This is a genomic window from Pseudonocardia nantongensis (genome assembly GCF_046546495.1).
Taxonomy (GTDB): Bacteria; Actinomycetota; Actinomycetes; order Mycobacteriales; family Pseudonocardiaceae; genus Pseudonocardia; species Pseudonocardia nantongensis.
Genome location: NZ_JBKGXT010000007.1, coordinates 210,839 through 232,544 on the forward strand (window position 1 = coordinate 210,839; position 21,706 = coordinate 232,544).

Sequence of the window (21,706 nt, forward strand, 5' to 3'; positions counted from 1 at the left end):
CGGGGTGCCCTGTTCGCCGGAGCGTTCCTGGGGCCGTTCGGCGGCGGGATCACGGCCGCGATGCTGCCGGAGCTGGGCGCCGACTTCGGCGTGCCCACCGGGACCGCCTCGGTATCGATCACCGCGTACCTGCTGCCGTTCGCGGCGGTGATGCTGGTCTCCGGCACGCTCGGCGAGCGCTGGGGCCGGGGACGGACGGTCGTCGCCGGGTACGCGCTCTACGTGCTCGCCTCGCTGGCGTGCGTGCTGGCGGCGTCCTGGACGCTGTTCCTGGCCGGCCGGGCGCTGCAGGGCGTCGCGAACGCGTTCACCACCCCGCTGCTGCTGGCCGCGCTCGCCTCGTCGGTCGAGCCGGAGCGGCTGGGCCGCGCGCTGGGCTGGTTCGGCTCGCTGCAGGCCGCCGGGCAGACCTCGGCCCCGCTGGTCGGCGGGCTCGCCGCCGAGGCCGACTGGCGGCTGGCCTTCGGAGGGGCCGCGGCGGTGGCGTTGCTGCTCGCGCTGGTCGGGATCCCCGGCGGCTCGCCGGTCCCGGCCGGGACCTCGCCCCCGCGGCTGCGGTCGGCCTGGACCGGACCGGTGCTGCGGCTCGGACTCGTCGCCGGGCTGGGCTGGGGCTGCCTGGCCGGGTTGAACTTCCTGCTCGCGCTGCGCCTGGAGGACGAGTTCGGGCTCGGCGCCGGGCCGCGCGGGCTGGTGCTGACCGCGCTCGGGATCGCCGGGATCCTCACGGCCCGGCTGATCGGCGGGACCGTGGACCGGCTCGGACCGCAGCGGTGCGTGCTGGCCGGCGCGGTCGGCGGCGGGCTGCTGGTGGCCGGGGTCGGGATCGCCCCGGTGCTGTGGGCGGTCGTCGCGTTCTGGGCGGCGGCCGGGGTGTGCAGCCAGCTGATCCTCGTCGGGGTGAACGCGCTGGTCCTGGGATCGGGCGGGCCGAACAGCGGTGGCGCGGTGTCGGTGGTGCAGGCGGTCCGGTTCGCCGGGACCGCGGCCTCCCCGGTGGCGATCACGCCGATCTACCACGCGGACCCGGTGGCCGGGTTCCTCGTGCCGGCGGGCCTGCTGGCCGCCGGGGTGCCCGCCGTACTGGACCGCGCGCGCGTGCGCGAGGTCAGCGACTGACCGCGTGCGCCCGCAGGTCGTCGAGGTCGACCCACTCGCAGGTGCGGGCGTGCGTCGCCTCGAGCACCACCGGCGGGGCGACTCCCGCGCGCAGCGCCTCGGCCCAGCGGTCGGCACACAGGCACCACCGGTCCCCCGGCGCCAGCCCGGCGAATCCGAACTCCGGGCGCGGGGTGGACAGGTCGTTGCCCCGCTCGCGGGAGAAGTCCAGGAACTCCGCGGTGACCCGGGCGCAGACCGTGTGGACGCCGGCGTCCTCGCCGCCGGTGTCGCAGCAGCCGTTGCGGTAGAAGCCGGTGAGCGGGTCGGTCGAGCAGCTCTCCAGCTCACCGCCGAGAACGTTGTGCGCCATGCCGCCATTCGACCACGGACCCCGGGTGCTCCGCGGTCCTCGGGCGCCGCCGGTACCCGGGATCAGAGTGCGACGCCGAGCAGGGTGTCCAGGGCGGTACGGGCCAGCTGCGGCGCGGCCGGGTCGGTCCCGCGGCGGGTCAGCGCCTCGTCCACCCAGGCGTCGACGGCGGCCAGGGCACCAGGGGTGTCGAGATCGTCGGCCAGGTGTGTGCGCAGCTTCGCGACCAGCTCGGTGGCGTCCGGCCCGGCGTCCAGCGAGACGGCCTCGCGCCAACGGGCGACCCGCTTCTCCCCCAGCGCGTGCACCTCATCGGTCCAGGACCGGTCGGCCCGGTAGTGCCCGTCGAGCAGCGCGACCCGGATGACGTTCGGGTCCACCCCGGAGTTGCGCAGCTTGGAGACAAAGACCAGGTTGCCCTGCGACTTGGACATCTTCTCGCCGTCCAGGCCGATCATCCCGGTGTGCACGTAGTGCCGGGCGAACGGGTGCTCGCCGGTGAGCGACTCGGCGTGCAGCGCGCCGCACTCGTGGTGCGGGAAGATCAGGTCCGAGCCGCCGCCGTTGAGGTCGACCTGCGAGCCGAGCCGGTTCAGGCCGATCGCGGTGCACTCGACGTGCCAGCCCGGCCGGCCGCGCCCGAGGTCGGACTCCCAGGCCGGCTCGCCGGGGCGCTCCATCCGCCACAGCACCGGGTCCAGCGGGCTGCGCTTGCCCGGCCGGTCCGGGTCGCCGCCGCGCTCCCGGGAGAGCCGGACCATCGTGTCGTGGTCGTAGTTCGACTCGTAACCGAAGTGCCCGGTGGCGGTCACGTCGTGGTAGACGTCCGGGTACTCCGGGTCGTCGAGCCGGTACGCGGCGCCGGAGGCGAGCAGCTTCGCGACCAGCTCGGCGATCTCCGGGACCGCCTCGACCGCCCCGACGAACTGGCGCGGCGGCAGCACTCGCAGCGCCTCCATGTCCTCCCGGAACAGCGCCGTCTCGCGCAGCCCGAGCACCACCCAGTCGTCCTGGTCGCGCGCCGCGCGCTCCAGCAGCGGGTCGTCGATGTCGGTCACGTTCTGCACGTAGTGCACCTCGTGGCCGAGGTCGCGCCACAGCCGGTGCACCAGGTCGAAGGCCAGGTAGGTGGCGGCGTGACCGAGGTGCGTGGCGTCGTAGGGGGTGATCCCGCAGACGTACATGGTGGCGACCGGCCCGGGCGCGGTCGGCCGTACCCGGCCGGTCGCGGTGTCGTGCAGCCGCAGCGCGGGGCCGCTGCCCTGCAGCGCCGGTAGGTCGGTCGGGGCCCATGTCTCCATGCTCGTCAACCTACCTGCGCGCCGGTGCGGTGTGGGGTGCGCGGCGGGTGCGCTCAGGCACCCGGGGGCGCCGGGTCCGACACGGGCTCCACCGGCGCCGGGGTGCGGTGCCGCAGCGACAGCAGCGTGCCCAGGACCATGGTGATGACCAGGCCGATCGCGGTGTACCAGGTGAACCCGACGGCGTCCGGCGCGAGCAGGAACAGCGACGCCATGACCACCACGGCGACCGCGAACCCGATGATCGCGTCGAGCTGGCGGGAGCGCGGCACGAACATGCCGAGCGCGAACGCGCCGAGCAGACCGCCGTAGGTGATCCCGGCGACCGACAGGCCCAGCTCGACGACCGGGTCCTCGGTCGAGGTGAACAGGTTCGCGAACACGATGAACACCAGGCCCCAGGCCAGCGTGGTGATCCGGGACAGCCGGATCTCCTGCGCGGGGGCGAGCTCGCGGCGGGACAGCCTCTGCACCAGGTCGATCACCGTCGACGACGACAGGGCCGACAGCGAGGAGCTCAGCGTCGACATCGCGGCGGCCAGGATGCCGGCCAGTACCAGCCCGGAGATCCCCGGCGGCAGGTCCTGCACCACGAACCGCGGGAAGATCTCGTCCCCGGTCCCGACGCCGAGCTGGTCCGGTGTCGCGCCCCGGTAGTAGCCCCACAGGAACAGACCGACCACCAGGAACAGCGCGAACTGCACGCCGACGATCACCGCGGAGAAGATCACCGCCTTCTGCCCGTCGCGGACGCTGCGGCAGGACAGCAGCCGCTGGACGATGATCTGGTCGACGCCGTGGCTGGCCATCGACAGCAACGCGCCGCCGACGACCGCGGTGAGGAACGCGTACGGCGCGCTGACCGGGTTCGAGGTGAAGTCCAGCAACGTCGTCTTGCCGCCGGCGACGGCGTCGTCCCAGAACCCGGACGGCAGCCGCGGGGCGATCACGACCAGCGCCGCGACACCGCCGACCAGGTAGATGGCCATCTGCAGCACGTCAGTCCAGACCACGGCCTTGATCCCGCCCAGCCAGGTGTAGGCCACGGTGACCAGGGAGAGCACCACGATGATCCAGAAGTAGGACACCTCGATGCCCATCCCGGACAGGATCACCTTCACCGGGATCGCGGCGGCGAACATCCGGACCCCGTCGGCCAGCAGCCGGGTCAGCAGGAACGCCACCGAGGCGGTGCCCTGCATGCCCCGCCCGAACCGCTGCCCCAGGTAGCCGTAGGCGGTGGTCAGCTTCCCGGTGGCGTAGCGCGGGAGCAGCACGAACGCCACCACGATCCGGCCGATCAGGTATCCCAGCGCCAGCTGCAGGTAGGTGAGGCTGCCGAGGTAGGCGACGGTCGGGACGCTGATCACGGTCAGGGCCGAGGTCTCGGTGGCGACCACCGAGAACGCGATCGCCCACCAGGGCAGCTCCCGGCCGCCGAGGAAGTAGTCCTCGTTGCTCTTCTGCCGGCCCGCCATCCAGAGCCCGATCCCGAGGGACAGGACGAGGTAGACGACGATCACGACGAGATCGAGGGTGCGCACGGGCGGCTCCCGGTGGTCGGTCCGGCGGTGCCGGAAGGGTCAGGTCGGGCCGGGTCTGGTCGGGCCGGGTCTGGTCGGGCCGGGTGTGGACGTGGTGCGGGCGGGCGGGACGACCCGGAGCCGGGACGGCGGCGATGCCGGATCGGGCAGCCGCAGCGGCCCGGCGCCGGGGCTGATCCGCCCGGCGAGGGTCGGGGCGGGGGCCCCGGTGCAGGTCGGGACGGTCGCGGCGACGCCGTGCCAGGTCAGGAAGCCCAGCAGCGCGAACAGGTGGGCCTCCTTGCCGTCCCCGGGCAGCCCGGCCGACTCCACCGGCCGCAGCCGCGCGGGGGCGAGCCGCCGTTCCAGCGCGGCGACGACGGCCGGGTTGCGCGCTCCCCCGCCGGAGACCAGCACCTCGGCGACGCCGTACGGGCGCAGCGCGTCCGCCACCGTCACCGCGGTCAGCTCGACCAGCGTGGCCAGCAGGTCCGCCACCCGCGCCGGGTCGAGCAGCGCGGAGCCCGCCAGCACCCGGTCCAGGTAACCGGGGTCGAAGAGCTCCTTGCCGGTGCTCTTCGGCGGGCGACGGCCGTAGAACGGCTCGCGCTGCAGCGCGGCGAGCACGTCCGGGTCCGCGGTGCCGCGCAGCGCGCGGACCCCGCCGGTGTCCTGGTGCTCGCCGGTGGCACGGCGGACCGCCGCGTCGAGCAGGGCGTTCGCCGGGCCGGTGTCGAAGGCCGTCGGCTCCCCCGCGCCCACCACGGTCACGTTCGCGATCCCGCCCAGGTTCAGCGCCGCCGCCGGCGCGCCTGCGGCGGCGACCCGGTCGCCGAGCAGCAGCACGTCGAGGACCGAGGCGAGCGGTGCGCCCTGACCACCGGCGGCGACGTCGCGGGCACGCAGGTCGGAGACGACCGGAAGGCCGGTCGCCTCGGCGATCCAGGCGGGCTGTCCGAGCTGCAGGGTGCCGTGCACGGCGCCGTCGGCGACGTCGTGGAACAGCGTCTGGCCGTGGCTCACGACGAGGTCGGCGCGGCCTCCGGCCAGCTCGTCGATCCCGCGCCGGGCGGCGTCGGCGAAAGCCTGCCCGAGCGCGGTGTCGATCCGGCAGACCGCCTCGCACGTGGTCGGTGCCGGCGGCAGCGCGTCCAGCACGGCGTTGCGCAGGCCGTCCGGGAACGCGATCTCGAGATGGCCGAGCGGGGTCAGGACGACGGCGTCGCCGTCCAGCACGAGCCGGGTGGCGGCGACGTCGATGCCGTCCACCGAGGTGCCCGACGAGAGCCCGATGACGATCACCGTTCCGCCTCCCCGGCGGCACCGGCGATCGCGTCGGCGACCCGCCCGCCGGCCCGCTCGAGCAGGGCCGCGGCCCCGGCCGCGGGCACCCCGGCCAGCAGCGCGACGATCGCGGTCTTGGCGTGCCCGCCGGCGTCGTCCAGGGCGGCGCGGACCTCGTCCGGCGCGGCGCCGGTGGCCTCGCCGACGATCCGCTCGGCGCGCACGCGCAGCTTCCGGTTGGTGGCGGCGACGTCGACCATGAGGTTGCCGTGCACCTTGCCCAGCCGCACCATCACCGCCGTCGACAGCGCGGTGAGCAGCATCTTCTGGCTGGTGCCCGCCTTCATCCGGGTGGATCCGGCGACGATCTCGGGGCCGGTGTCCAGGGTGATCGCGACGTCGACCTGCCCGGCGATCGGGCTGCCCGGGTTGTTCGCGACCGAGGCGGTGGCGGCGCCGGCCTCCCGGGCCGCGGCGAGCACGGCCCGGACGTAGGGGGTGCGACCGGATGCGCTGATCCCGAGCACGACGTCGTCCGGGCCGGGGCTCAGGGCGGCCAGGTCGGCACGTCCGGCGTCGGTGTCGTCCTCGGCGCCCTCCACCGCGGCGGTCACCGCGGCGCGGCCGCCGGCCAGCAGGGCGCGGACCCGGCCGTCGCCGACGCCGTAGGTGGGGGGCAGCTCGGTGGCGTCGAGTGCCGCCAGCCGGCCCGCGGTCCCGGCGCCGGCGTAGACCAGCCGCCCGCCGCGGCGCAGCGCGGCCACGGCCAGGTCGGCGACCGCGGCGATCCGCTCCGCCTCGGCCCGGACCGCGTCGACGACACCGGCGTCCTCGGCGGTGATCAGGTCGACGACCGCCCGGGTGGACCAGCGGTCCAGGTCCGCGAGGTCGGGGCGGGAGCGCTCGGTCGCCAGCGCGCCGAGGCCCTCGGGCCGCTCCGCGCGGGTCACCGGGCACCTCCGGGTGCGGGGGTCTCCGCCGCGGTGAGCAGGGCGTGGTGCGGCACGTGCGGGTCCTCCAGGAGCAGCCGGGCGCCGTCGAGGGCGTCCCCGAGCGGGGTCGTGCGGGTCAGCGAGCGGGCGGTGAGGGCGGCGTCGAGCGGGCCGGTGAGGACGGGGCCGGCAGCGAGCAGCCCGCCGCCGCAGGCCACCGGCTGCACGCCCGTGGGGCGGGCCGGCAGCTGCAGCCGGTGCGCGGCGGCGGCCGCGGCGTCGGCCAGGTCGGTGGCGGCCCGTCCGACGATCCCGGCGGCGACCGGGTCGGCGTCCGGCTCGACGGCTGCGACGGCCAGCACGTCCGGCGCGAACGCGGCGATCTCGCGGGCCGGGTTGGCAGCGCCGTACATCCGGGCCGGGACGCCGTCCGGGTCGCCGAACCGGGCGCGGACCCGGGCGAGCAGGTCATTCGAACCGCCGGGGCGCCCGTCCTGTGCCCGCAGCGCGGCGCGTAGCCCGGCGCGACCGATCGCGTACCCGCTGCCGTCGTCGCCGAGCTGGTGGCCCCAGCCGTCGACCCGGGCCGAGCGGCCGCCGGCGTCGACGCCGAGCGCGACGGTGCCGGTACCGGCGGCCAGCACCACGCCCGGGGCGCCGCCCAGCGCCCCGGCGTGCCAGAGCGTCATGTCGCTGCCCAGCAGCACCTCGACCGCGGCCCCGAACCGGGCGCGCAGCCCGGCCGCGAGCGCGCCGGCCCTCCCCGGCGCGCTCGCCAGGCCGGCCAGCCCGGCGGCGATCCGGTCCGGGGCCGGCCAGCCTTCGGTGGCGGCGGCGATCGCGCCGAGCGCCCGGGCCGGGCCGTCGGCCTCGGCGATCCCACCGGCCCCGGGCGCCTGCCCGGACGCGACCCGTACCCCGGCCTCGACGAGCGCGGCCCGGCAGCCGGTCTTGCCCACGTCGAGCAGCAGCAGCCGGGTCACCGGACCGGCTCCGTGCCGGTCCGCGCGCCGACCGGCGCGATCTCGGTCTCGATCCGGTAGCGGTCGCCGCGGTAGACGGCACGGACGAACTCCAGCACCCGCCCGTCCGCGTCCCGGGTGGCTCGCTCGAACAGCAGCGCCGGGCTGTGCACGGGCACCCCGAGCAGGGCGGACTCGGACGGGTCGGTGACCGTCGGCTCGATCGACTGGCGGCCGCCCGCGACCTCGTGGCCGTACCCGGCCAGCAGCTCGTAGAACGACGACTCGGCGAGCGCCGCCGCGTCCATCCCGGGCACCAGCCCGGCCGGCACGTGCAGCGTCTCCAGGGCCATCGGCTCGCCGTCGGCCAGCCGCAGCCGCAGCGCCCGGACGACCTGGGCGTCCGGGGAGACCTCCAGCCGCCGGCCGAGCCGGGCCCCGGCCGGGCGGACCTCGAACTCGACGATCCGGGTCGCCGGGACCAACCCGCGGGCCCGCATGTCGGCGGAGAACGACGTCGCGGTCAGCTCCTGCCCGATCCGCGGCCCGACCGCGAACACCCCGGCCCCCTGCCTGCGGCGCAGCCGCCCGGCCGAGACCAGCTCGTCGATCGCCCGGCGCAGCGTCGTGCGGCTGACCCCCACCTCGCGGGCCAGCTCGCGCTCGGGGGGCAGCGGCTCACCGGCCGCCATGCCCTCCACCCGTTCGCGCAGCTCGTCGTGCAGCCGCCGGTACTTCATCGTCCCCTCCCGGAAAAGGTGGACCAGTGGTACAGTTTTTGCCGCCGGATTGCAAGCCTTCGGCCGGACCAGTGGTCCACTCACCTGATCGTCGAGCCGACCCGAGGAGTGCCGTGGCCCCCGGTGCGTTGATGGCCGCCGAGACCGCCGAGCAGCCCGCCGCCTGGCAGCGGCTGCTGGACGCCGCCGGCCCGGACGGGGCGTCCGGTGTGGACCGTGCCGCCGGGCTGGCCCGGGCCCGGTCCCCGCGGTTCGTGCTGTTCGCCGCCCGCGGCACCAGCGACCACGCGGCGCTCTACGCGAAGTACCTGACCGAGATCCGGCTCGGGTTGCCGGCCGGGCTCGTGTCGCCGTCCACGCTCACCGCCTACGCCGCCCGGCCCGACCTGCGCGACGTGCTGCTGATCGCGGTCAGCCAGTCCGGCGGGTCGCCGGACCTGCTCGAGTGCGTCGAGGTCGCCCGCGGCCAGGGTGCGCTCACCGTGGCGGTCACCAACAACGCGGCGTCGGCGCTGGCCGACGCGGCACACGCGCACGTCGACGTCCTCGCCGGACCGGAACGGGCGGTGGCCGCGACCAAGTCCTACACCGCGCAGCTGCTGGCCCTGCACCTGCTCGTCTCCCGGATCCTCGGCGCGCCGGACCCGGGCGTGGACGCGCTCCCCGACCTCGGCGAGCAGTCGCTGGCACGGGACGACCGGGTCGCCGCCCTGGCCGCCCGTTACCGGTTCGCCCAACGGCTGCTCACCACCGGCCGCGGCTACTCCTACCCGACGGCCCGGGAGGCCGCGCTGAAGCTGATGGAGACCGCCTACGTCTCGGCGCAGGCGTTCTCCGGGGCGGACCTGCTGCACGGCCCGCTGGCCCTGGTCGACCCGCTGGTCCCGGTGCTGGCGGTGGTCTCCCCCGGCGCCGGTGGCGACGCGATGGCCCCGGTGCTGGACTCGCTCGCCGCCCGGCACGCGGACGTCCTGCGGGTCGGTGACGCGGGCGACCTCGCGCTGCCCGCGGCGCCGGCCGAGGAGCTGGCGCCCCTGCTGGAGATCCTCCCGCTGCAGATGCTGGCCCGGCACGTCGCCGTCGCCCGTGGCGGTGACCCGGACGCCCCGCGCGGCCTGCACAAGGTGACGGAGACCCGGTGAGCCTGCTCGTCGCCGCCGACCTGCTCGCCGTGGACGGCGACGCCCCGGCCGGGCCCGGCTGGATCGCCTGCGAGGACGGCCGGGTGACCGGCACCGGGACCGGCACGCCGCCGCGCCCGCCGGACCGGCGGGCCGCCGTCGTCGTGCCGGGGTTCGTGGACCTGCACTGCCACGGCGGAGGCGGCGCGTCGTTCGGTACCGACGAGGACGGGTCGGCGCGCGCGGCCGCGTTCCACGCCGCACACGGCACGACGACGCTGCTGGCCTCCCTGGTCACGCTCGCCCCGGACGAGCTGGCCCGCTCGGTGCGGGCGCTGTCCCCGCTGCTCGACGACGGCGTGCTGGCCGGGGTGCATCTGGAGGGCCCGTGGCTGGCCGCGGACCGGTGCGGCGCGCACGATCCGGCGTTGCTGCGCGATCCCGATCCGGCCGAGCTCGGCGCGCTGCTGGACACCGGGGCGGTCGCGATGGTGACCCTGGCGCCCGAGCTCCCCGGCGGCCTCGACGCGGTGGCGGCGGTGGCCGCGGCGGGCGCGCTGGCCGCCGTCGGGCACACCACCGCGGGCCACGACCTGTCCCGGCGCGCGCTGGACGCCGGCGCCCGGGTCGGCACCCACCTGTTCAACGCGATGGGGCCGCTGCACCACCGCGACCCCGGCCCGGCCGGGGCGCTGCTCGCCGACCCGCGCGCGGTCGTCGAGCTGATCACCGACCGCGTGCACGTGCACCCGGCGCTGTGGGAGATCGTCGCCGGTGCGGCGCCCGGCCGGGTCGCCGCGGTGACCGACGCGATGGCCGCGGCCGGGATGCCGGACGGCGACTACCGGCTCGGCGGGCTGGCCGTCGAGGTCTCCGGCGGGGTGGCCCGGCGGCCCGGCGGCACCATCGCCGGGTCCACCGCGACCGCCGACGCGCTGTTCCGCAACGTCGTGGCGGCCCATCCCGGGCCGCGGTCCGCGGCGCTGGCCCGCGCCGTCGCCTGGACCTCGGGCACCCCGGCCGGCCTGCTCGGCCGGGGCGACATCGGGCACCTGCGCCCGGGGGCGCGCGCCGATCTGGTCCTGCTCGATCCGGACCTGCGGGTGGAGGCCGTGTTCCAGGCCCGTGAGTGGTTATCGCGGTCGAGACCGCGATAACCACTCACGGGCCGCGCCAGCGGCCCGCCGAGTACAGGTGCGAGTCCGGGAAGTGCCGGGCGGCGAGCGCCTCGCCGACGATGATCACGGCGGTGCGCTCGATCCCGGCCTCCCGCACGGCCTTCGGCATGGCCTCCAGGGTGCCGCGCAGCACGACCTCGTGCGCCCGGGACGCGTGCGCGACGACCGCCGCCGGGCAGTCCCCGCCGTAGGACGGGGCGAGCGCGTCGACGACCTCGTCGATCCGGTGCACGGCCAGGTGCAGCACGACCGTGCCGCCGGCGTTGCCGAGCTGCGCCAGGCCCTCGTGCTCGGGCATCGGGGTGGCGCGCGCGGCGATCCGGGTGAGCGTGACGGTCTGCGCGACCGTCGGGACGGTCAGCTCCCGGCCGAGCGCCGCGGCCGCGGCCGCGTAGGCCGGGACACCGGGGCACACGTCGTACGGGACGCCCTCGGTCTCCAGCCGGCGCATCTGCTCGGCCACCGCGGAGAACACCGCCGGATCCCCGGACGCGAGCCGGGCGACGTCGAGCCCGTGCCGGTGCGCCCGCACCATCTCGGCGACGATCTCGTCGAGGGTCATCAGGGCGGTGTCCACCGTGCGGGCGCCGGGCGGGCAGATCTCCAGCATCTCCGGCGGGACCAGGCTGCCGGCGTAGAGGCAGACCGGGGCGGCGGCGATCAGGTCCCGGGCGCGCAGCGTGAGCAGGTCCACCGCACCCGGCCCGGCCCCGATGAAGTGCACCGTCACGACCCTGTCCTCCTCACGACCCTGTCCTCCTCATGTCACGGCCTCCCTGGTGAGGCTCCAGATCGTCACCGGCATGCCCGGACGCCAGCCGTGGAAGTGCCCGCCCCGGCCGACCGGCTCGGCCCGGGCCACCTGCACCCGGACCAGGTCTCCCCCGTGCTCGGCGTGCGCCGCGGCGAGCATCGCCTCGGTCTGCACGGTCACCGCGTTGGCGACCAGCCGGCCGCCGGGTCGCAGCGCGGCCAGGCAGGCGTCCAGCACGCCGTCGCGGGTCAGGCCGCCGCCGACGAACACGACGTCCGGCTCCGGCAGCCCGGCCAGCGCGTCCGGAGCGGCGCCGGTGACCACCCGCAGGCCCGGTACGCCGAGGGTGGCGGCATTGGCCGCCACCCGCTCGGCCCGCTCGGGGCGGGACTCGACCGCGATCGCGGTGCAGCCGCGGTGCGCGCGCATCCACTCGACGCCGATCGAGCCGGACCCGGCGCCGACGTCCCACAGCAGCTCGCCCGGCCGGGGCGCCAGGTGGGCGAGGGTGACCGCGCGGACCTCCCGCTTGGTGAGCTGACCGTCGTGGTCGTAGGCGTCGTCGGGCAGCCCCGGGGTCTCGCCGAACGGGGCCAGCCCGGCGTCGGGCACGCACTCGACCGCGACGACGTTGAGCGGGTCGGCGTCGCCGCGCCACCCGGCCGCGGTGCCGGTGACGGTGCGCTCGTCCGGGGCGCCGAGGCGTTCCAGGACGCTGAGCCCGGAGCCGCCCCACCCGGCGCCGGTGAGCATCTCCGCGATCTCCGACGGCGACCCGGCACCCGCGCTGAGCACCACCAGCCGGGCCCCCGGCGCGAGCGCTCGGCGCACCGCGTCCAGCGGACGGCCGACCACCGAGAGCACCGAGACCTGCTCGGAGCTCCAGCCGAGCCGCGCACAGGCCAGCGCCACCGACGACGGGTGCGCCAGCACCCGCAGCCGGTCCGGCCCGGCGATCCGGGCCAGGGTGGCGCCGATCCCGAAGAACATCGGGTCGCCGGAGGCCAGCACCGCGACCCGCCGCCCGGCGAGCTCGTCCAGGATCCCGGGGATCGCCGGGACCAGCGGCGACGGCCAGGCCCGCCGCTCCCCCACCACGCCACCGTCCGCGGGGCCGGGCAGCAGGTCCAGCTGGCGGGGGCCGCCGAGCAGCACCTCGGCCTCGCGCAACGCGTCCCGGGACGGTTCGGCGAGCCCGCTCCAGCCGTCCGCGCCGATCCCGACGACGGTCAGCCGCTGCTCAGCCATCGGTGTCGCTCTCCTCGATCTCGCCGGCCTTCTCGGTGACCCCGGCGCTGTCGAAGGTGGCGACGTCGTGCATCGCGCGGGCGGCGCCCTGCAGCACCGGCAGCGCGAGCAGCGCACCGGTCCCCTCGCCGAGGCGCATGTCCAGCTCCAGCAGCGGGACCAGGCCGAGGTGCGCGAGCGCAGTGGGCGCGCCGGGTTCGGCGGAGCGGTGCCCGGCCATGCAGTAGCCGCGGGCCTCCGGGGCCAGCGCGCCGGCGACCAGTGCCGCCGCGCCGCCCGAGACTCCGTCGAGCAGCACCGGGACGCGCAGCGCCGCGGCGCCGAGCACCAGCCCGGCCAGCCCGGCGTGCTCCAGGCCGCCGACCGCGGCGAGCGCGCCGAGCGGGTCGCCCGGGTCCGGCCGGTGCCGTTCGAGCGCGCGCCGGACGACGTCGGTCTTGCGGGTCAGGGTGTCGTCGTCGACGCCGGTGCCGCGGCCGGTGACCTCCGCCGGGTCGGCGCCGGTGAACGCGCAGACCAGGGCCGCCGCGGCGGTGGTGTTGGCGATCCCCATGTCCCCGGTGAGCAGGCAGCGGTTGCCGGCCGCGACCAGGTCCCGGGCCACCTCGATGCCGTGCTCGAGCGCGGTGCGGGCCTGCTCGCGGGTCATGGCGGGCCCGGCGGTCATGTCCGCGGTGCCGCGGGCGACCTTGCGTGGCAGCAGGCCCGGCGCCGGCTCCAGGTCGGCCGCGACGCCGGCATCGACGACCTGGACCTCGGCGCCGAGCTGGCGGGCGAAGGCGTTCACCACGGCCCCGCCGGCCAGGAAGTTCGCCACCATCTGCGCGGTGACCTCCTGCGGCCACGGCGTGACGCCCTGCGCGTGCACGCCGTGGTCGGCGGCGAACACCGCGACCGCGGCCGGGGCGGGCACCGGTGGCGTCTCCGTCCCGGCGATCCCGGCGAGGGTGACGGCGACGTCCTCGACCCGGCCCAGCGCCCCGCGCGGCTTGGTCATCCGGTCCAGCCGGGCCGCGGCGGCGGTCCGGGCGGCGTCGTCCACCGGCCGGACGGCGTCCACAGTGGATTCCAGCAGCGCGGCGGGCGGCGCGCCCGGCAGCCCGCGTGCGCCCCAGGTCTCCTGGTGCACCGCCCAGTCCAGCGGACGCCGGCGGGCCCAGCCGTGCCCCTCCAGCTCGGGCCGCTCCGGGAACGCGTCGACGTGCCCGACACACAGGTACGCGACGACGTCGACGTGCGCGGGCAGGCCGAGCAGCTCGTGCACGGCGGCCAGGCCGGCGTCGTCGAAGAAGCTCACCCAGCCGACGCCGAGGTCCTCGGCCCGGGCGGCCAGCCAGAGGTTCTGCACCGCCAGGGCCACCGAGTAGGGACCCATCTCCGGGCGGTCGTGCCGGCCCAGTACGTGCCGGCCGCCGCGGGTCGGGTCGGCGGTGACGACCAGGTTCAGCGGGGTCTCCCGGATCGCCTCGATCCGGATCGAGCGCAGCGCCTCGGCCCGGGCCGCGGGCAGCGAGGCGGCGTAGCGCTCGCGGTGCTCGGCGACCAGCGCGTGCACCCGCTCCCGGACGCCGGCGTCGTGGACCAGCACGAAGTCCCACGGCTGGGAGAACCCGACCGACGGGGCGGCGTGCGCGGCCTCCAGCACCCGGGTCAGGGCGTCGTCGTCGACCGGGTCGGGCCGGAAGCCGGTGCGGACGTCCCGCCGCGAGTGCAGCACCTCGTAGAACCCGTGCACCCGCGTCCCCCTGTCCCGTGATCACTACCTCGACCGCACAGCGGCGAACGAGACGACCACACGCCTGAACCGATGGTCAACCGACCCGCCCGGGCCGGTCGGGCACCTCACACGCCGGGCCCATACTGGTCGCCGTGAACTGCCCCTGCGGGACTGCCCGCCCCGAGGACGCCTGCTGCGGCCCCGTGCTGGCCGGCCGCCCGGCACCGACCGCCGAGGCGCTGATGCGCAGCCGCTACACCGCCTACGTGCGCGGCGACACCGCTCACCTGGCCGCCTCCTGGCACCCGTCGACCCGGCCGCGGCGGCTGCGTCCGGAGCCGGGTTCGGTGTGGACCGGGCTGGAGATCGTGGACACCAGCGGCGGGTCGCTGTTCGACGACGAGGGCGTCGTCGAGTTCCGGGCGCACCGCACCGACGGCGTGCTGCAGGAGCGCAGCCGGTTCATCCGCCACGAGGGTCGGTGGGTCTATGTGGACGGCGAGGTCGGCCCGCGTTAGGTCGACGCACGACTATCGGGGCCCGTCGTCCGGTGGAGTCAAGACCTCCTCGGGCAGGTAGTGCCCGTAGAGCCGCCACCCGGAGGCGGTGACCTCCCACTGCAGGTCGTCACCGGGGCGCGGATCCATCCGCTCCAGCCGGTTCCAGAGTTCCTCGTGGGCCCGGCCGAACTCGCGCACGGCGTGCCCGATCCGGGTCAGGACGATGCCGGGGATCGTGTACTCGCTGCTCATGACCACGATCCTGCGGTGTACCGGCCGCCCTCGAAACCGGCGGAAACGACCAGTAGCCACAATTTCCTGCCAGTCCGGCGGTCGACTCGGTGCGCGACACCGTCGCGTCGCGCGGCTAACGTCCGGAGACGTGGATCAACAGCAGCACGGGCTGGGTGACGCTCCGACCGGCGGTCCGCTCGACGGCGTCCTGGTCGCCGACTTCTCCCGGGTCCTGGCCGGACCGTACGCGACGATGGTACTGGCCGACCTCGGCGCGACGGTGATCAAGGTCGAGGGGCCGGGCGGCGACGACACCCGGACCTGGAAGCCGCCGGTGGTCGCCGACCCCGAGCACGGCGACATCTCGACCTACTACCTGTCGATCAACCGCAACAAGCGGTCGATCGTGCTCGACCTGACCGACCCGGACGACCTGGAGACCGCCCGGCGGCTCGCGCACCGCGCGGACGTCCTGGTGGAGAACATGCGGCCGGGCGGCATGGACCGCTTTGGCCTGGACCACGCGTCGGTGTCGGCGGCGAACCCGTCGGTCGTCTACTGCTCGATCTCCGGGTTCGGCAGCCGCGGCGGCGCCCACCTGGCCGGATACGACCTGCTGGTGCAGGCGGTCTCCGGGTTGATGAGCCTGACCGGCGAGGCCGACGGGCCGCCGTACCGGGCCGGGGTGGCGGTGTTCGACGTGCTCACCGGGCTGCACGCGGCACTGGCGGTGTCCGCGGCGCTGCGCCACCGGGAGCGCACCGGTGAGGGACAGCTACTGGAGACCGACCTGCTGTCGGTGGCGATGTCGACCCTGGTCAATCAGACCGAGGCCTACGTCGGCGCCGGGGCGGTACCGCACCGGATGGGCAACGAGCACCCCAGTGTCTTCCCCTACCAGCCGATGCCGACCAAGGACGGCGACCTGATCGTCATCGCCGCAAACGACGCCCAGTTCCGCAAGCTCGCGACCGTGCTGGGCGATCCGGCGATGGCCGAGGACCCGCGGTTCACGACCATGTCGGACCGGATCACCCACCGGGCGGAGATCGAGCAGAGGCTGCGCGCGCGGCTGGCCACCCGTACCGCGCAGGAGTGGTACGCCGAGATCACCGCGGTCGGGGTGCCCTGCGGCCCGATCAACTCGGTCGAGGGCGGGGTGACCCTGGCCGAGGAGCTCGGCCTGGAGCCGGTCGTCCGGGCGCCGGACGCGGCAGCGGTCCCGACCGTGCGCAACCCGGTGACCTGGTCGGCGACGCCGCCGTCCTACCGGCGTTCTCCCCCGTCGATGGGTGCGGACTCCGCCGAGGTCCGTGACTGGCTCGCCGGTCCCTGAATTTACGGATAGCGTCACTCTCCATGAACGGATAGTCTGGGTATCCACACGACGGAGGGAGCCGCAATGGCGCAGTACACCCGCACCACCAACCAGCACGTCGACGGCGAGGTCGTCGTCTTCCTGATCGGCATGCGGATCAACCGGCCGTGGCGGGTCGACGCCTGGCTGCCGGTGTTCACCGCGATGCCACGGATGCTGGCCGAGCTGTCCCGGGACCCGGACTCCGGCCTGCTGTCCTACGACCTCGCGTTCGGCGCGGGCGGCCCGATGGTGATTCAGTACTGGCGGGACACCGCGTCGCTCTACGCCTACGCGGGCGACACCGCCGGGCAGCACCGGCCGGCCTGGGCGGCGTTCAACCGGCGCGCCCGACGGATGCCCGGCGCCGTCGGGATCTGGCACGAGACCTACGTGTCCGGCGAGTTCGAGACGATCTACGGCGACATGCCGCCGCGCGGGCTGGCGAAGGCACTCGGGTCCCGCCCGATCGACCGCGGCACCGAGGGCGGCCGCACCCGTCTCGCAGCCTGACCCCGCCGGAACCGTCCGCACCGCCGAGAACGCGCGCAGCCACGGGAGATGGGGGTGGGTGGGGGGCGAGTCGGGGCAGGCGCGGGCCTGGCTCGGAGCTGTGAGTGGTGCGGCGCTGGTGGCGTAGGGTTGCCGTCATGGGAAAGGGTGTCCCGGCACGCGGGGGCGACCCGCTGGAATCCGGCCGCGTCAACCAGAAGCGCCGGACCCGGGAAGCGGTGCTCGACGCCGCCCGGACGCTGCTCGACGAGGGCCGGGTCCCCTCGGTCGGCGAGGCTGCCGACGCGGCGCTCGTCGGGCGGACCACGGCCTACCGCTACTTCCCCACCCAGGAGAGCCTGCTCCTGGAGGCGTCGATGGACAGCGTCGTCGACGCGCTCGACGACGCCACCGCGGCCGAGGACCCGGACACCGACGACCCCGCCGAGCGGGTGGACCGGGTGCTGCGGACCATGCACGGCCGGATCGCCGAGCACGAGGCCGCGTTCCGCGCCATCATCCGGCTCTCGCTGGAGAAGCAGGCCCGGCTGGAACCGGGTGGCACCGGTGAGGTCCGCCTCCTCGAGGGCCGCCGGCTCGCCTGGATGCAGGACGCCGTGCCGCCGGCCGGCGACGGCCTGTCACCGCAGGTGCGGTCCGACCTCGTCTCCGCACTGGCCATGCTCGCCGGGACCGAGTCGTTCATCGCGCTCAAGGACGCCTGCCGGGTCGACGACGCGCACGAGCGGAGCCGGATCATCCGCTGGACCGCGCAGATGGTGCTCGCCGGCGCCTTCGCGCAGGCCGGCAACGACCCCGGCTGACCCGGGTCTCAGCTGCCCATCGTCCCCGGCAGCCACAGGACCAGCTCCGGGACGAACGTGAACAGCAGCACCAGGACCAGCAGGGCCAGCACGAACGGCACGACCCCGCGGAAGACCTCCTCCGAGCTGCGCCCGGTGGAGCGGGCCACGATGAACACGTTCAGCCCGAGCGGCGGGGTGACCAGGCCGATCTCGGCCAGCAGCACCACCAGCACGCCGAACCACACCGGGTCGAAGCCGAGCTGTTCGATCACCGGCAGCACGACCGGCACCGTGAGCGCCAGGATCGCCATCTGGTCCATGAACGCGCCGAGCACCAGGTACACCAGCGCGATCCCGAGGAAGATCACCGTGGGCGCGGCCGGGATCGCCGATACCGCGTCGACCACGGTCTCGGTGACCCGGCTGAGCGTGAGCACGTGGCCGAACACGTGCGCCGAGGCGATGATCAGCAGGATCATCGCGGTGGTGCACAGCGTCTCCAGCAGCGCCGCCCGGATCCGGGCGAGATCGAGTGTGCGCTGCACCAGCCCGATCGTCAGCGCACCGGCCGCACCCAGGGCCGCGGCCTCGGTCGGGGTCGCCAGCCCGAGGTAGATCGTGACGGTGACCAGCCCGAACAGCACGACGACCGGGCCGACGACGGTCAGCGTCCGGATCTTGGTGACCACCGTGTGGCGCTCCCCGCGCGGTGCCAGCTCGGGTCGGCGCCGGACCAGCAGCAGGGTCGTCACGATCAGGGCGACGACGACCAGCGCGCCGGGGAGGAACCCGGCGATGAGCACCTCGCCGACGCTCTCCTCGGCGAGCACGGCGTAGAAGACCAGGATGATGCTCGGTGGCACCATCGCCGCCAGCGTCCCGACGACCGCGACCAGCCCGGTCGCCAGTCGCGCGTCGTAGCCACGGCGGGTCATCTCCGGCACCGCGGTCGAGGCGAGGGTGGCCGCCGCCGCGGTGCTGGATCCGGAGATCGCCGCGAACACCGCCCCGGACAGCGTCGTCGCCACCCCGAGGCCGGCCGGGGTCCGGCCGACCCAGGTGCGGGCGGCGTCGAACATGCTCCCGGCCACGCCGCTGCGCAGCACGAACTGCGCCATGAGCACGAACAGCGGGATCGGGGACAGCGAGTACGCGGTCACCGCGGTGTGCGGGGAGACCTCCAGGACACCGAGCAGCTCCGGCAACCCGCCGTGCAGCAGCAGTCCCAGCGAGCCGGCGATGCCGATCGCGAACCCGACCGGGATCCGGATCAGCAGCAACACCAGCAGCAGGACGACGACCAGCAGGACCAGCATCAGCGGTCCACCCCCTCGTCCGCTGCGAGGTCCACCGGGACGTCCTGCTCCGGTACGGCGAGCGTGTGCAGCAACCGGACCAGCGCCACCCCCGTCCCGATCGGGACCATGATCACCGCGGTCCAGACCGGCCAGGACAGCTCCGCCCCACCCGGCGGCGGGATGTCCCCGCCGGCCCAGGCGCCCGCGGCCAGCCGGATCCCGCCCCAGGTCAGGAGCGCGACGAACAGCGCCGACAGCACCCCGCCCACGACGGTGCACCACCACCGTGCCCGCGTCCCGAGCAGCCGGTAGAGCAGGTCGATCCGCACGTGCGCCCCGGCCCGCACGGTGTAGGGCAGGCCGAGGAAGAAGATCGCGGTGAGCAGGTACTCGGTGGTGAACCCGAGCGCCCAGGACAGCGGTTCGGACACGACGTAGCGCAGCACCACCCCGAGCACCATCAGCCCGGTCAGCACGAGCAGCGCGGCCGCGGCGATCGCGGCCAGCGCGTCCTCGACCCGGCGCAGGCCCGTCTCGATCCCGGTCACCGGCCCTGCTCCGTCACCGCGCGCTGGGAGGCCTGCAGGTCACCGAGCGCCGCCCGGCCGGGCAGCCCCATCCGCTCCATGTCGGCCACCCACTCCTCGCGCACCGGCGCGGCCGCCTCCCGCCAGCGGCGTTGCTCGTCCGGGGTGAGCCGGTGGAAGGCCAGGCCGCCGGCCGCCAGCTTCTCCCGGGACTGCGCGTCGTAGTCGGCGACCGCGCGGCACAGGTGCCGGTTCGTGTCCCGGCCTGCCCGGGTCAGCACGTCCTGCAGGTCCGGCGGCAGCCGGTCCCAGGTGCCGCGCCCGATCGAGTAGGTGATCGTGAAGCTGCCCAGCTGCGCGCCGAGGGTGGAGTGGGTGGCGGCCTCGTCGAGGCGGTAGGGCAGCGCGCTGAGCGGTCCGAGCACGGTGCCGTCGACGGTGCCGCGGGAGATCGCCTCGTACATCTCGGTCACCGGCATGGCCACCGGGGCCGCGCCGAGGTGGTTCACGGTCCGGTCGATCGCACCGCCGGAGGACCGCAGCACCATCCCCGCGACGTCGGACGGGTCGGTGACCTCGATCCCGCCACCGGTCATCACCTCGTAGCCGGTGACCACGCCGACGACCAGCGGGTGCAGCCCGTCCGGGGCGAAGTCGGCCTCGTACAGCACGCCACCCTCGGACAGCAGCGGCTCCAGCCCGAGCGCGCCCCGGCACGGGTCGGTGGTCATCGCGGGCAGGTCGGCGACCCCGGAGAGCGGCAGCTGCGCCGAGACGTAGCCGGGCGAGACCATCGCGATGTCCACCACCCCGGAGCGGGCCAGGTTCACGAAGTCCTCGGCCGCCCCGAGGCTCTCCGACGGGTGGTAGTCGAACTGCAGCCGGCCGCCGGAGAGCTCGGTCGCGCGGTCGACGAAGAACTGCGCGCCGTCCCGGGAGAACGGGTGCGTGGTCGGGAACGAGTCGCCGACGACGAGGGTGAACGTCCCGGGTGGGCCCTCCCGGTCGCTTGCGCACGCCGTCAGGGTCGTGACCAGACCGACGGCGCAGGCCAGGGCCAGCAACCGGACCGTGCGAGGGAGCATCAGACCTCCTAGTAGGACTTGGGCAGGCCCAGCACGTTCTGCGCGATGAAGGCGAGCACCAGCTCCTGGCTGACCGGGGCGATCTGCATCAGCCGGGCCTCCCGGAAGTAGCGCGGGATCCCGTACTCCTCGGCGTAGCCCATACCGCCGAAGGTCTGCATCGCGCGGTCCGCGGCGAAGAACCCGGCGTCGGCGGCGAGGAACTTGGCGGTGTTCGCCTCGCGGGCGCAGCGGTGCCCGTTGTCGTAGAGCCAGGCCGCCTTGCGGCAGACCAGCTCGGCCGCGTCGAGCCGGGCGGTCGCCTCGGCCAGCGGGAAGGCGATCCCCTGGTTCTGCCCGATCGGCCGGTCGAACACGGTGCGCTCGTTCGCGTAGCGCACGGCGGCGTCCACCGAGGCACGGCCGATGCCCAGTGCCTCGTGCGCGATCAGGATGCGTTCCGGGTTGAGCCCGTCGAGCAGCACCCGGAAGCCCTCGTGCTCGGTCCCGACCAGGGCGCTCGCCGGGACCCGGACGTCGTCGAAGCTCACCTCGTTGGAGGCGACGGCGTTGCGTCCCATCTTCGGGATCGGGTGCACCGTGATCCCGGGGGAGGCCATGTCGACCAGCAGGATCGAGATCCCGTGCATCGACGCGTCGTCCCGGCGCGGCGCGGTCCGGACCGCGAGCACGATGACCTCGCTCTCCCCCGCCTTCGAGATCCAGACCTTGCGCCCGTTGACGACGTAGCCGTCGCCGTCGCGATCGGCGCGGGTCCGGATCCGGGAGGTGTCGGTGCCGGCGTCCGGTTCGGTCACCCCGAAGCAGGCGTGCAGCTCACCGGTGGCGACCCGGCGCAGCGTCTCCTCGCGCATCCGCTCCGAGCCGTGCTTGGCGACGACGTTCATCCCGAACATCCCCAGGTGCACCGGCGTGCAGGCGTTCATCGCCCCACCGGACGCCGCGAGGGTCTCGACCATCGCCCCGGCCGCGGCGACGCCGAGCCCGCCGCCGCCGTACTCCTCCGGGACCGAGATGCCCAGCCACCCGGCGTCGGCGAAGGTCTTGTAGAACTCCCACGGGAAGGCGTGCTCGCGGTCGTGGCGTTCCCAGTACTCCCCGTCGAAGCCCGCGGCCAGCTCGGCGACGGCCCGCCGGACCGTCCGCACGTCGTCGTCCTCGGTGAACTCCATCGCC

General features: G+C 75.3%; 22 protein-coding genes. 7 read left to right on the top strand and 15 right to left on the bottom strand.

Annotated elements, in window-relative coordinates; translation table 11 throughout:
* Positions 1-9 precede the first annotated feature (9 nt).
* Positions 10-1,119 carry an MFS transporter gene (locus tag ACLFMI_RS10095; protein WP_410947554.1) on the top strand — a complete coding sequence of 370 codons (1,110 nt, stop codon included), beginning with the start codon at positions 10-12 and terminating at the stop codon, positions 1,117-1,119.
* Here the strand turns inward: ACLFMI_RS10095 and ACLFMI_RS10100 are convergent.
* From ACLFMI_RS10100 to ACLFMI_RS10130, 7 genes are all read right to left on the bottom strand, one after another.
* A complete protein-coding gene (locus tag ACLFMI_RS10100; RefSeq protein ID WP_410947499.1) occupies positions 1,109-1,471 on the bottom strand; it encodes a DUF2237 family protein in 363 nt (120 codons plus the stop codon). The two genes, ACLFMI_RS10095 and ACLFMI_RS10100, sit on opposite strands and share 11 nt — an antisense overlap.
* 62 nt (positions 1,472-1,533) lie before the next feature.
* Positions 1,534-2,772 carry a cysteine--1-D-myo-inosityl 2-amino-2-deoxy-alpha-D-glucopyranoside ligase gene (gene mshC / locus ACLFMI_RS10105; RefSeq protein WP_410947500.1) on the bottom strand — a complete coding sequence of 413 codons (1,239 nt, stop codon included), beginning with the start codon at positions 2,770-2,772 and terminating at the stop codon, positions 1,534-1,536.
* A gap of 53 nt (positions 2,773-2,825) precedes the next feature.
* Positions 2,826-4,316: a sodium:solute symporter gene (locus ACLFMI_RS10110; protein ID WP_410947501.1), complete on the bottom strand. Its 1,491-nt coding sequence runs from the start codon at positions 4,314-4,316 to the stop codon at positions 2,826-2,828.
* Between the two features lie 39 nt (positions 4,317-4,355).
* Positions 4,356-5,597, bottom strand: coding sequence for an anhydro-N-acetylmuramic acid kinase (locus tag ACLFMI_RS10115; RefSeq protein ID WP_410947502.1), 1,242 nt, complete (start codon positions 5,595-5,597; stop codon positions 4,356-4,358).
* Positions 5,594-6,529 (bottom strand): N-acetylmuramic acid 6-phosphate etherase, encoded by a 936-nt coding sequence (murQ, locus tag ACLFMI_RS10120; RefSeq protein ID WP_410947503.1) that lies wholly within the window; start codon positions 6,527-6,529, stop codon positions 5,594-5,596. Before murQ ends, ACLFMI_RS10115 begins: the two co-directional genes overlap by 4 nt.
* Complete coding sequence (locus ACLFMI_RS10125) at positions 6,526-7,494, bottom strand: N-acetylglucosamine kinase (RefSeq protein WP_410947504.1); 969 nt, start codon at positions 7,492-7,494, stop codon at positions 6,526-6,528. Before ACLFMI_RS10125 ends, murQ begins: the two co-directional genes overlap by 4 nt.
* Entirely contained in the window at positions 7,491-8,213 is a 723-nt protein-coding gene (locus ACLFMI_RS10130; protein ID WP_410947505.1) for a GntR family transcriptional regulator, read from the bottom strand. Before ACLFMI_RS10130 ends, ACLFMI_RS10125 begins: the two co-directional genes overlap by 4 nt.
* A 131-nt stretch (positions 8,214-8,344) precedes the next feature.
* Between ACLFMI_RS10130 and ACLFMI_RS10135 the strand changes: the two genes are divergently transcribed.
* Both ACLFMI_RS10135 and ACLFMI_RS10140 read left to right on the top strand, forming a co-directional pair.
* Positions 8,345-9,355 carry an SIS domain-containing protein gene (locus ACLFMI_RS10135; protein ID WP_410947555.1) on the top strand — a complete coding sequence of 337 codons (1,011 nt, stop codon included), beginning with the start codon at positions 8,345-8,347 and terminating at the stop codon, positions 9,353-9,355.
* Positions 9,352-10,491, top strand: a complete 1,140-nt coding sequence (locus ACLFMI_RS10140) for an N-acetylglucosamine-6-phosphate deacetylase (RefSeq protein ID WP_410947506.1) — start codon at positions 9,352-9,354, stop codon at positions 10,489-10,491. Before ACLFMI_RS10135 ends, ACLFMI_RS10140 begins: the two co-directional genes overlap by 4 nt.
* A 4-nt stretch (positions 10,492-10,495) precedes the next feature.
* Here ACLFMI_RS10140 and cobM read toward each other — a convergent pair whose 3' ends face one another.
* Genes cobM through cobT form a run of 3 tightly spaced genes read right to left on the bottom strand, consistent with a single transcriptional unit; the run spans position 10,496 to position 14,249 of the window.
* The gene (cobM, locus tag ACLFMI_RS10145; RefSeq protein WP_410947507.1) at positions 10,496-11,242 is read right to left on the bottom strand and encodes a precorrin-4 C(11)-methyltransferase; all 747 of its coding nucleotides are present in this window, start codon (positions 11,240-11,242) and stop codon (positions 10,496-10,498) included.
* Positions 11,243-11,272: 30 nt separating this feature from the next.
* A complete protein-coding gene (gene cbiE, locus ACLFMI_RS10150; protein WP_410947508.1) occupies positions 11,273-12,514 on the bottom strand; it encodes a precorrin-6y C5,15-methyltransferase (decarboxylating) subunit CbiE in 1,242 nt (413 codons plus the stop codon).
* Positions 12,507-14,249: a nicotinate-nucleotide--dimethylbenzimidazole phosphoribosyltransferase gene (gene cobT, locus ACLFMI_RS10155; RefSeq protein WP_410947509.1), complete on the bottom strand. Its 1,743-nt coding sequence runs from the start codon at positions 14,247-14,249 to the stop codon at positions 12,507-12,509. Before cobT ends, cbiE begins: the two co-directional genes overlap by 8 nt.
* 134 nt (positions 14,250-14,383) lie before the next feature.
* On the opposite strand from cobT, the gene ACLFMI_RS10160 reads away from it, so the two are divergent.
* Positions 14,384-14,749, top strand: coding sequence for a YchJ family protein (locus ACLFMI_RS10160; RefSeq protein WP_410947510.1), 366 nt, complete (start codon positions 14,384-14,386; stop codon positions 14,747-14,749).
* A gap of 12 nt (positions 14,750-14,761) precedes the next feature.
* Here ACLFMI_RS10160 and ACLFMI_RS10165 read toward each other — a convergent pair whose 3' ends face one another.
* Positions 14,762-14,983, bottom strand: coding sequence for a hypothetical protein (locus tag ACLFMI_RS10165; protein ID WP_410947511.1), 222 nt, complete (start codon positions 14,981-14,983; stop codon positions 14,762-14,764).
* Between the two features lie 130 nt (positions 14,984-15,113).
* Here ACLFMI_RS10165 and ACLFMI_RS10170 point away from each other — a divergent pair, with 130 nt between their 5' ends.
* The 3 genes from ACLFMI_RS10170 (at position 15,114) to ACLFMI_RS10180 (ending at position 17,638) form a co-directional block, all read left to right on the top strand.
* Complete coding sequence (locus ACLFMI_RS10170) at positions 15,114-16,301, top strand: CaiB/BaiF CoA transferase family protein (protein WP_410947512.1); 1,188 nt, start codon at positions 15,114-15,116, stop codon at positions 16,299-16,301.
* Positions 16,302-16,367: 66 nt separating this feature from the next.
* Positions 16,368-16,835 carry a DUF4188 domain-containing protein gene (locus ACLFMI_RS10175; RefSeq protein ID WP_410947513.1) on the top strand — a complete coding sequence of 156 codons (468 nt, stop codon included), beginning with the start codon at positions 16,368-16,370 and terminating at the stop codon, positions 16,833-16,835.
* A gap of 137 nt (positions 16,836-16,972) precedes the next feature.
* Entirely contained in the window at positions 16,973-17,638 is a 666-nt protein-coding gene (locus ACLFMI_RS10180; protein WP_410947514.1) for a TetR/AcrR family transcriptional regulator, read from the top strand.
* Positions 17,639-17,646: 8 nt separating this feature from the next.
* Here the strand turns inward: ACLFMI_RS10180 and ACLFMI_RS10185 are convergent, their stop codons facing one another.
* From ACLFMI_RS10185 to ACLFMI_RS10200, 4 genes are read right to left on the bottom strand one after another with little or no spacing between them, the layout of a single operon-like run.
* Positions 17,647-18,936, bottom strand: a complete 1,290-nt coding sequence (locus ACLFMI_RS10185) for a TRAP transporter large permease (protein ID WP_410947515.1) — start codon at positions 18,934-18,936, stop codon at positions 17,647-17,649.
* A complete protein-coding gene (locus tag ACLFMI_RS10190; protein WP_410947516.1) occupies positions 18,936-19,466 on the bottom strand; it encodes a TRAP transporter small permease in 531 nt (176 codons plus the stop codon). The genes ACLFMI_RS10185 and ACLFMI_RS10190 overlap by 1 nt, the downstream gene beginning before the upstream one ends.
* Entirely contained in the window at positions 19,463-20,530 is a 1,068-nt protein-coding gene (locus ACLFMI_RS10195; protein ID WP_410947517.1) for a TRAP transporter substrate-binding protein, read from the bottom strand. Before ACLFMI_RS10195 ends, ACLFMI_RS10190 begins: the two co-directional genes overlap by 4 nt.
* Positions 20,531-20,538: 8 nt before the next feature.
* Positions 20,539-21,702 carry an acyl-CoA dehydrogenase family protein gene (locus tag ACLFMI_RS10200; RefSeq protein ID WP_410947518.1) on the bottom strand — a complete coding sequence of 388 codons (1,164 nt, stop codon included), beginning with the start codon at positions 21,700-21,702 and terminating at the stop codon, positions 20,539-20,541.
* Positions 21,703-21,706: the final 4 nt, after the last annotated feature.

Coding starts and splice junctions, on each gene's coding strand:
- ACLFMI_RS10200 (WP_410947518.1), bottom strand. CDS start 21,702: ATGGAGTTCACCGAGGACGACGACGTGCGGACGGTCCGGCGGGCCGTC.
- ACLFMI_RS10130 (WP_410947505.1), bottom strand. CDS start 8,213: ATGAAGTACCGGCGGCTGCACGACGAGCTGCGCGAACGGGTGGAGGGC.
- ACLFMI_RS10195 (WP_410947517.1), bottom strand. CDS start 20,530: ATGCTCCCTCGCACGGTCCGGTTGCTGGCCCTGGCCTGCGCCGTCGGT.
- ACLFMI_RS10135 (WP_410947555.1), top strand. CDS start 8,345: ATGGCCGCCGAGACCGCCGAGCAGCCCGCCGCCTGGCAGCGGCTGCTG.
- mshC (WP_410947500.1), bottom strand. CDS start 2,772: ATGGAGACATGGGCCCCGACCGACCTACCGGCGCTGCAGGGCAGCGGC.
- cbiE (WP_410947508.1), bottom strand. CDS start 12,514: ATGGCTGAGCAGCGGCTGACCGTCGTCGGGATCGGCGCGGACGGCTGG.
- ACLFMI_RS10175 (WP_410947513.1), top strand. CDS start 16,368: ATGGCGCAGTACACCCGCACCACCAACCAGCACGTCGACGGCGAGGTC.
- ACLFMI_RS10165 (WP_410947511.1), bottom strand. CDS start 14,983: ATGAGCAGCGAGTACACGATCCCCGGCATCGTCCTGACCCGGATCGGG.
- ACLFMI_RS10180 (WP_410947514.1), top strand. CDS start 16,973: ATGGGAAAGGGTGTCCCGGCACGCGGGGGCGACCCGCTGGAATCCGGC.
- ACLFMI_RS10100 (WP_410947499.1), bottom strand. CDS start 1,471: ATGGCGCACAACGTTCTCGGCGGTGAGCTGGAGAGCTGCTCGACCGAC.
- ACLFMI_RS10185 (WP_410947515.1), bottom strand. CDS start 18,936: ATGCTGGTCCTGCTGGTCGTCGTCCTGCTGCTGGTGTTGCTGCTGATC.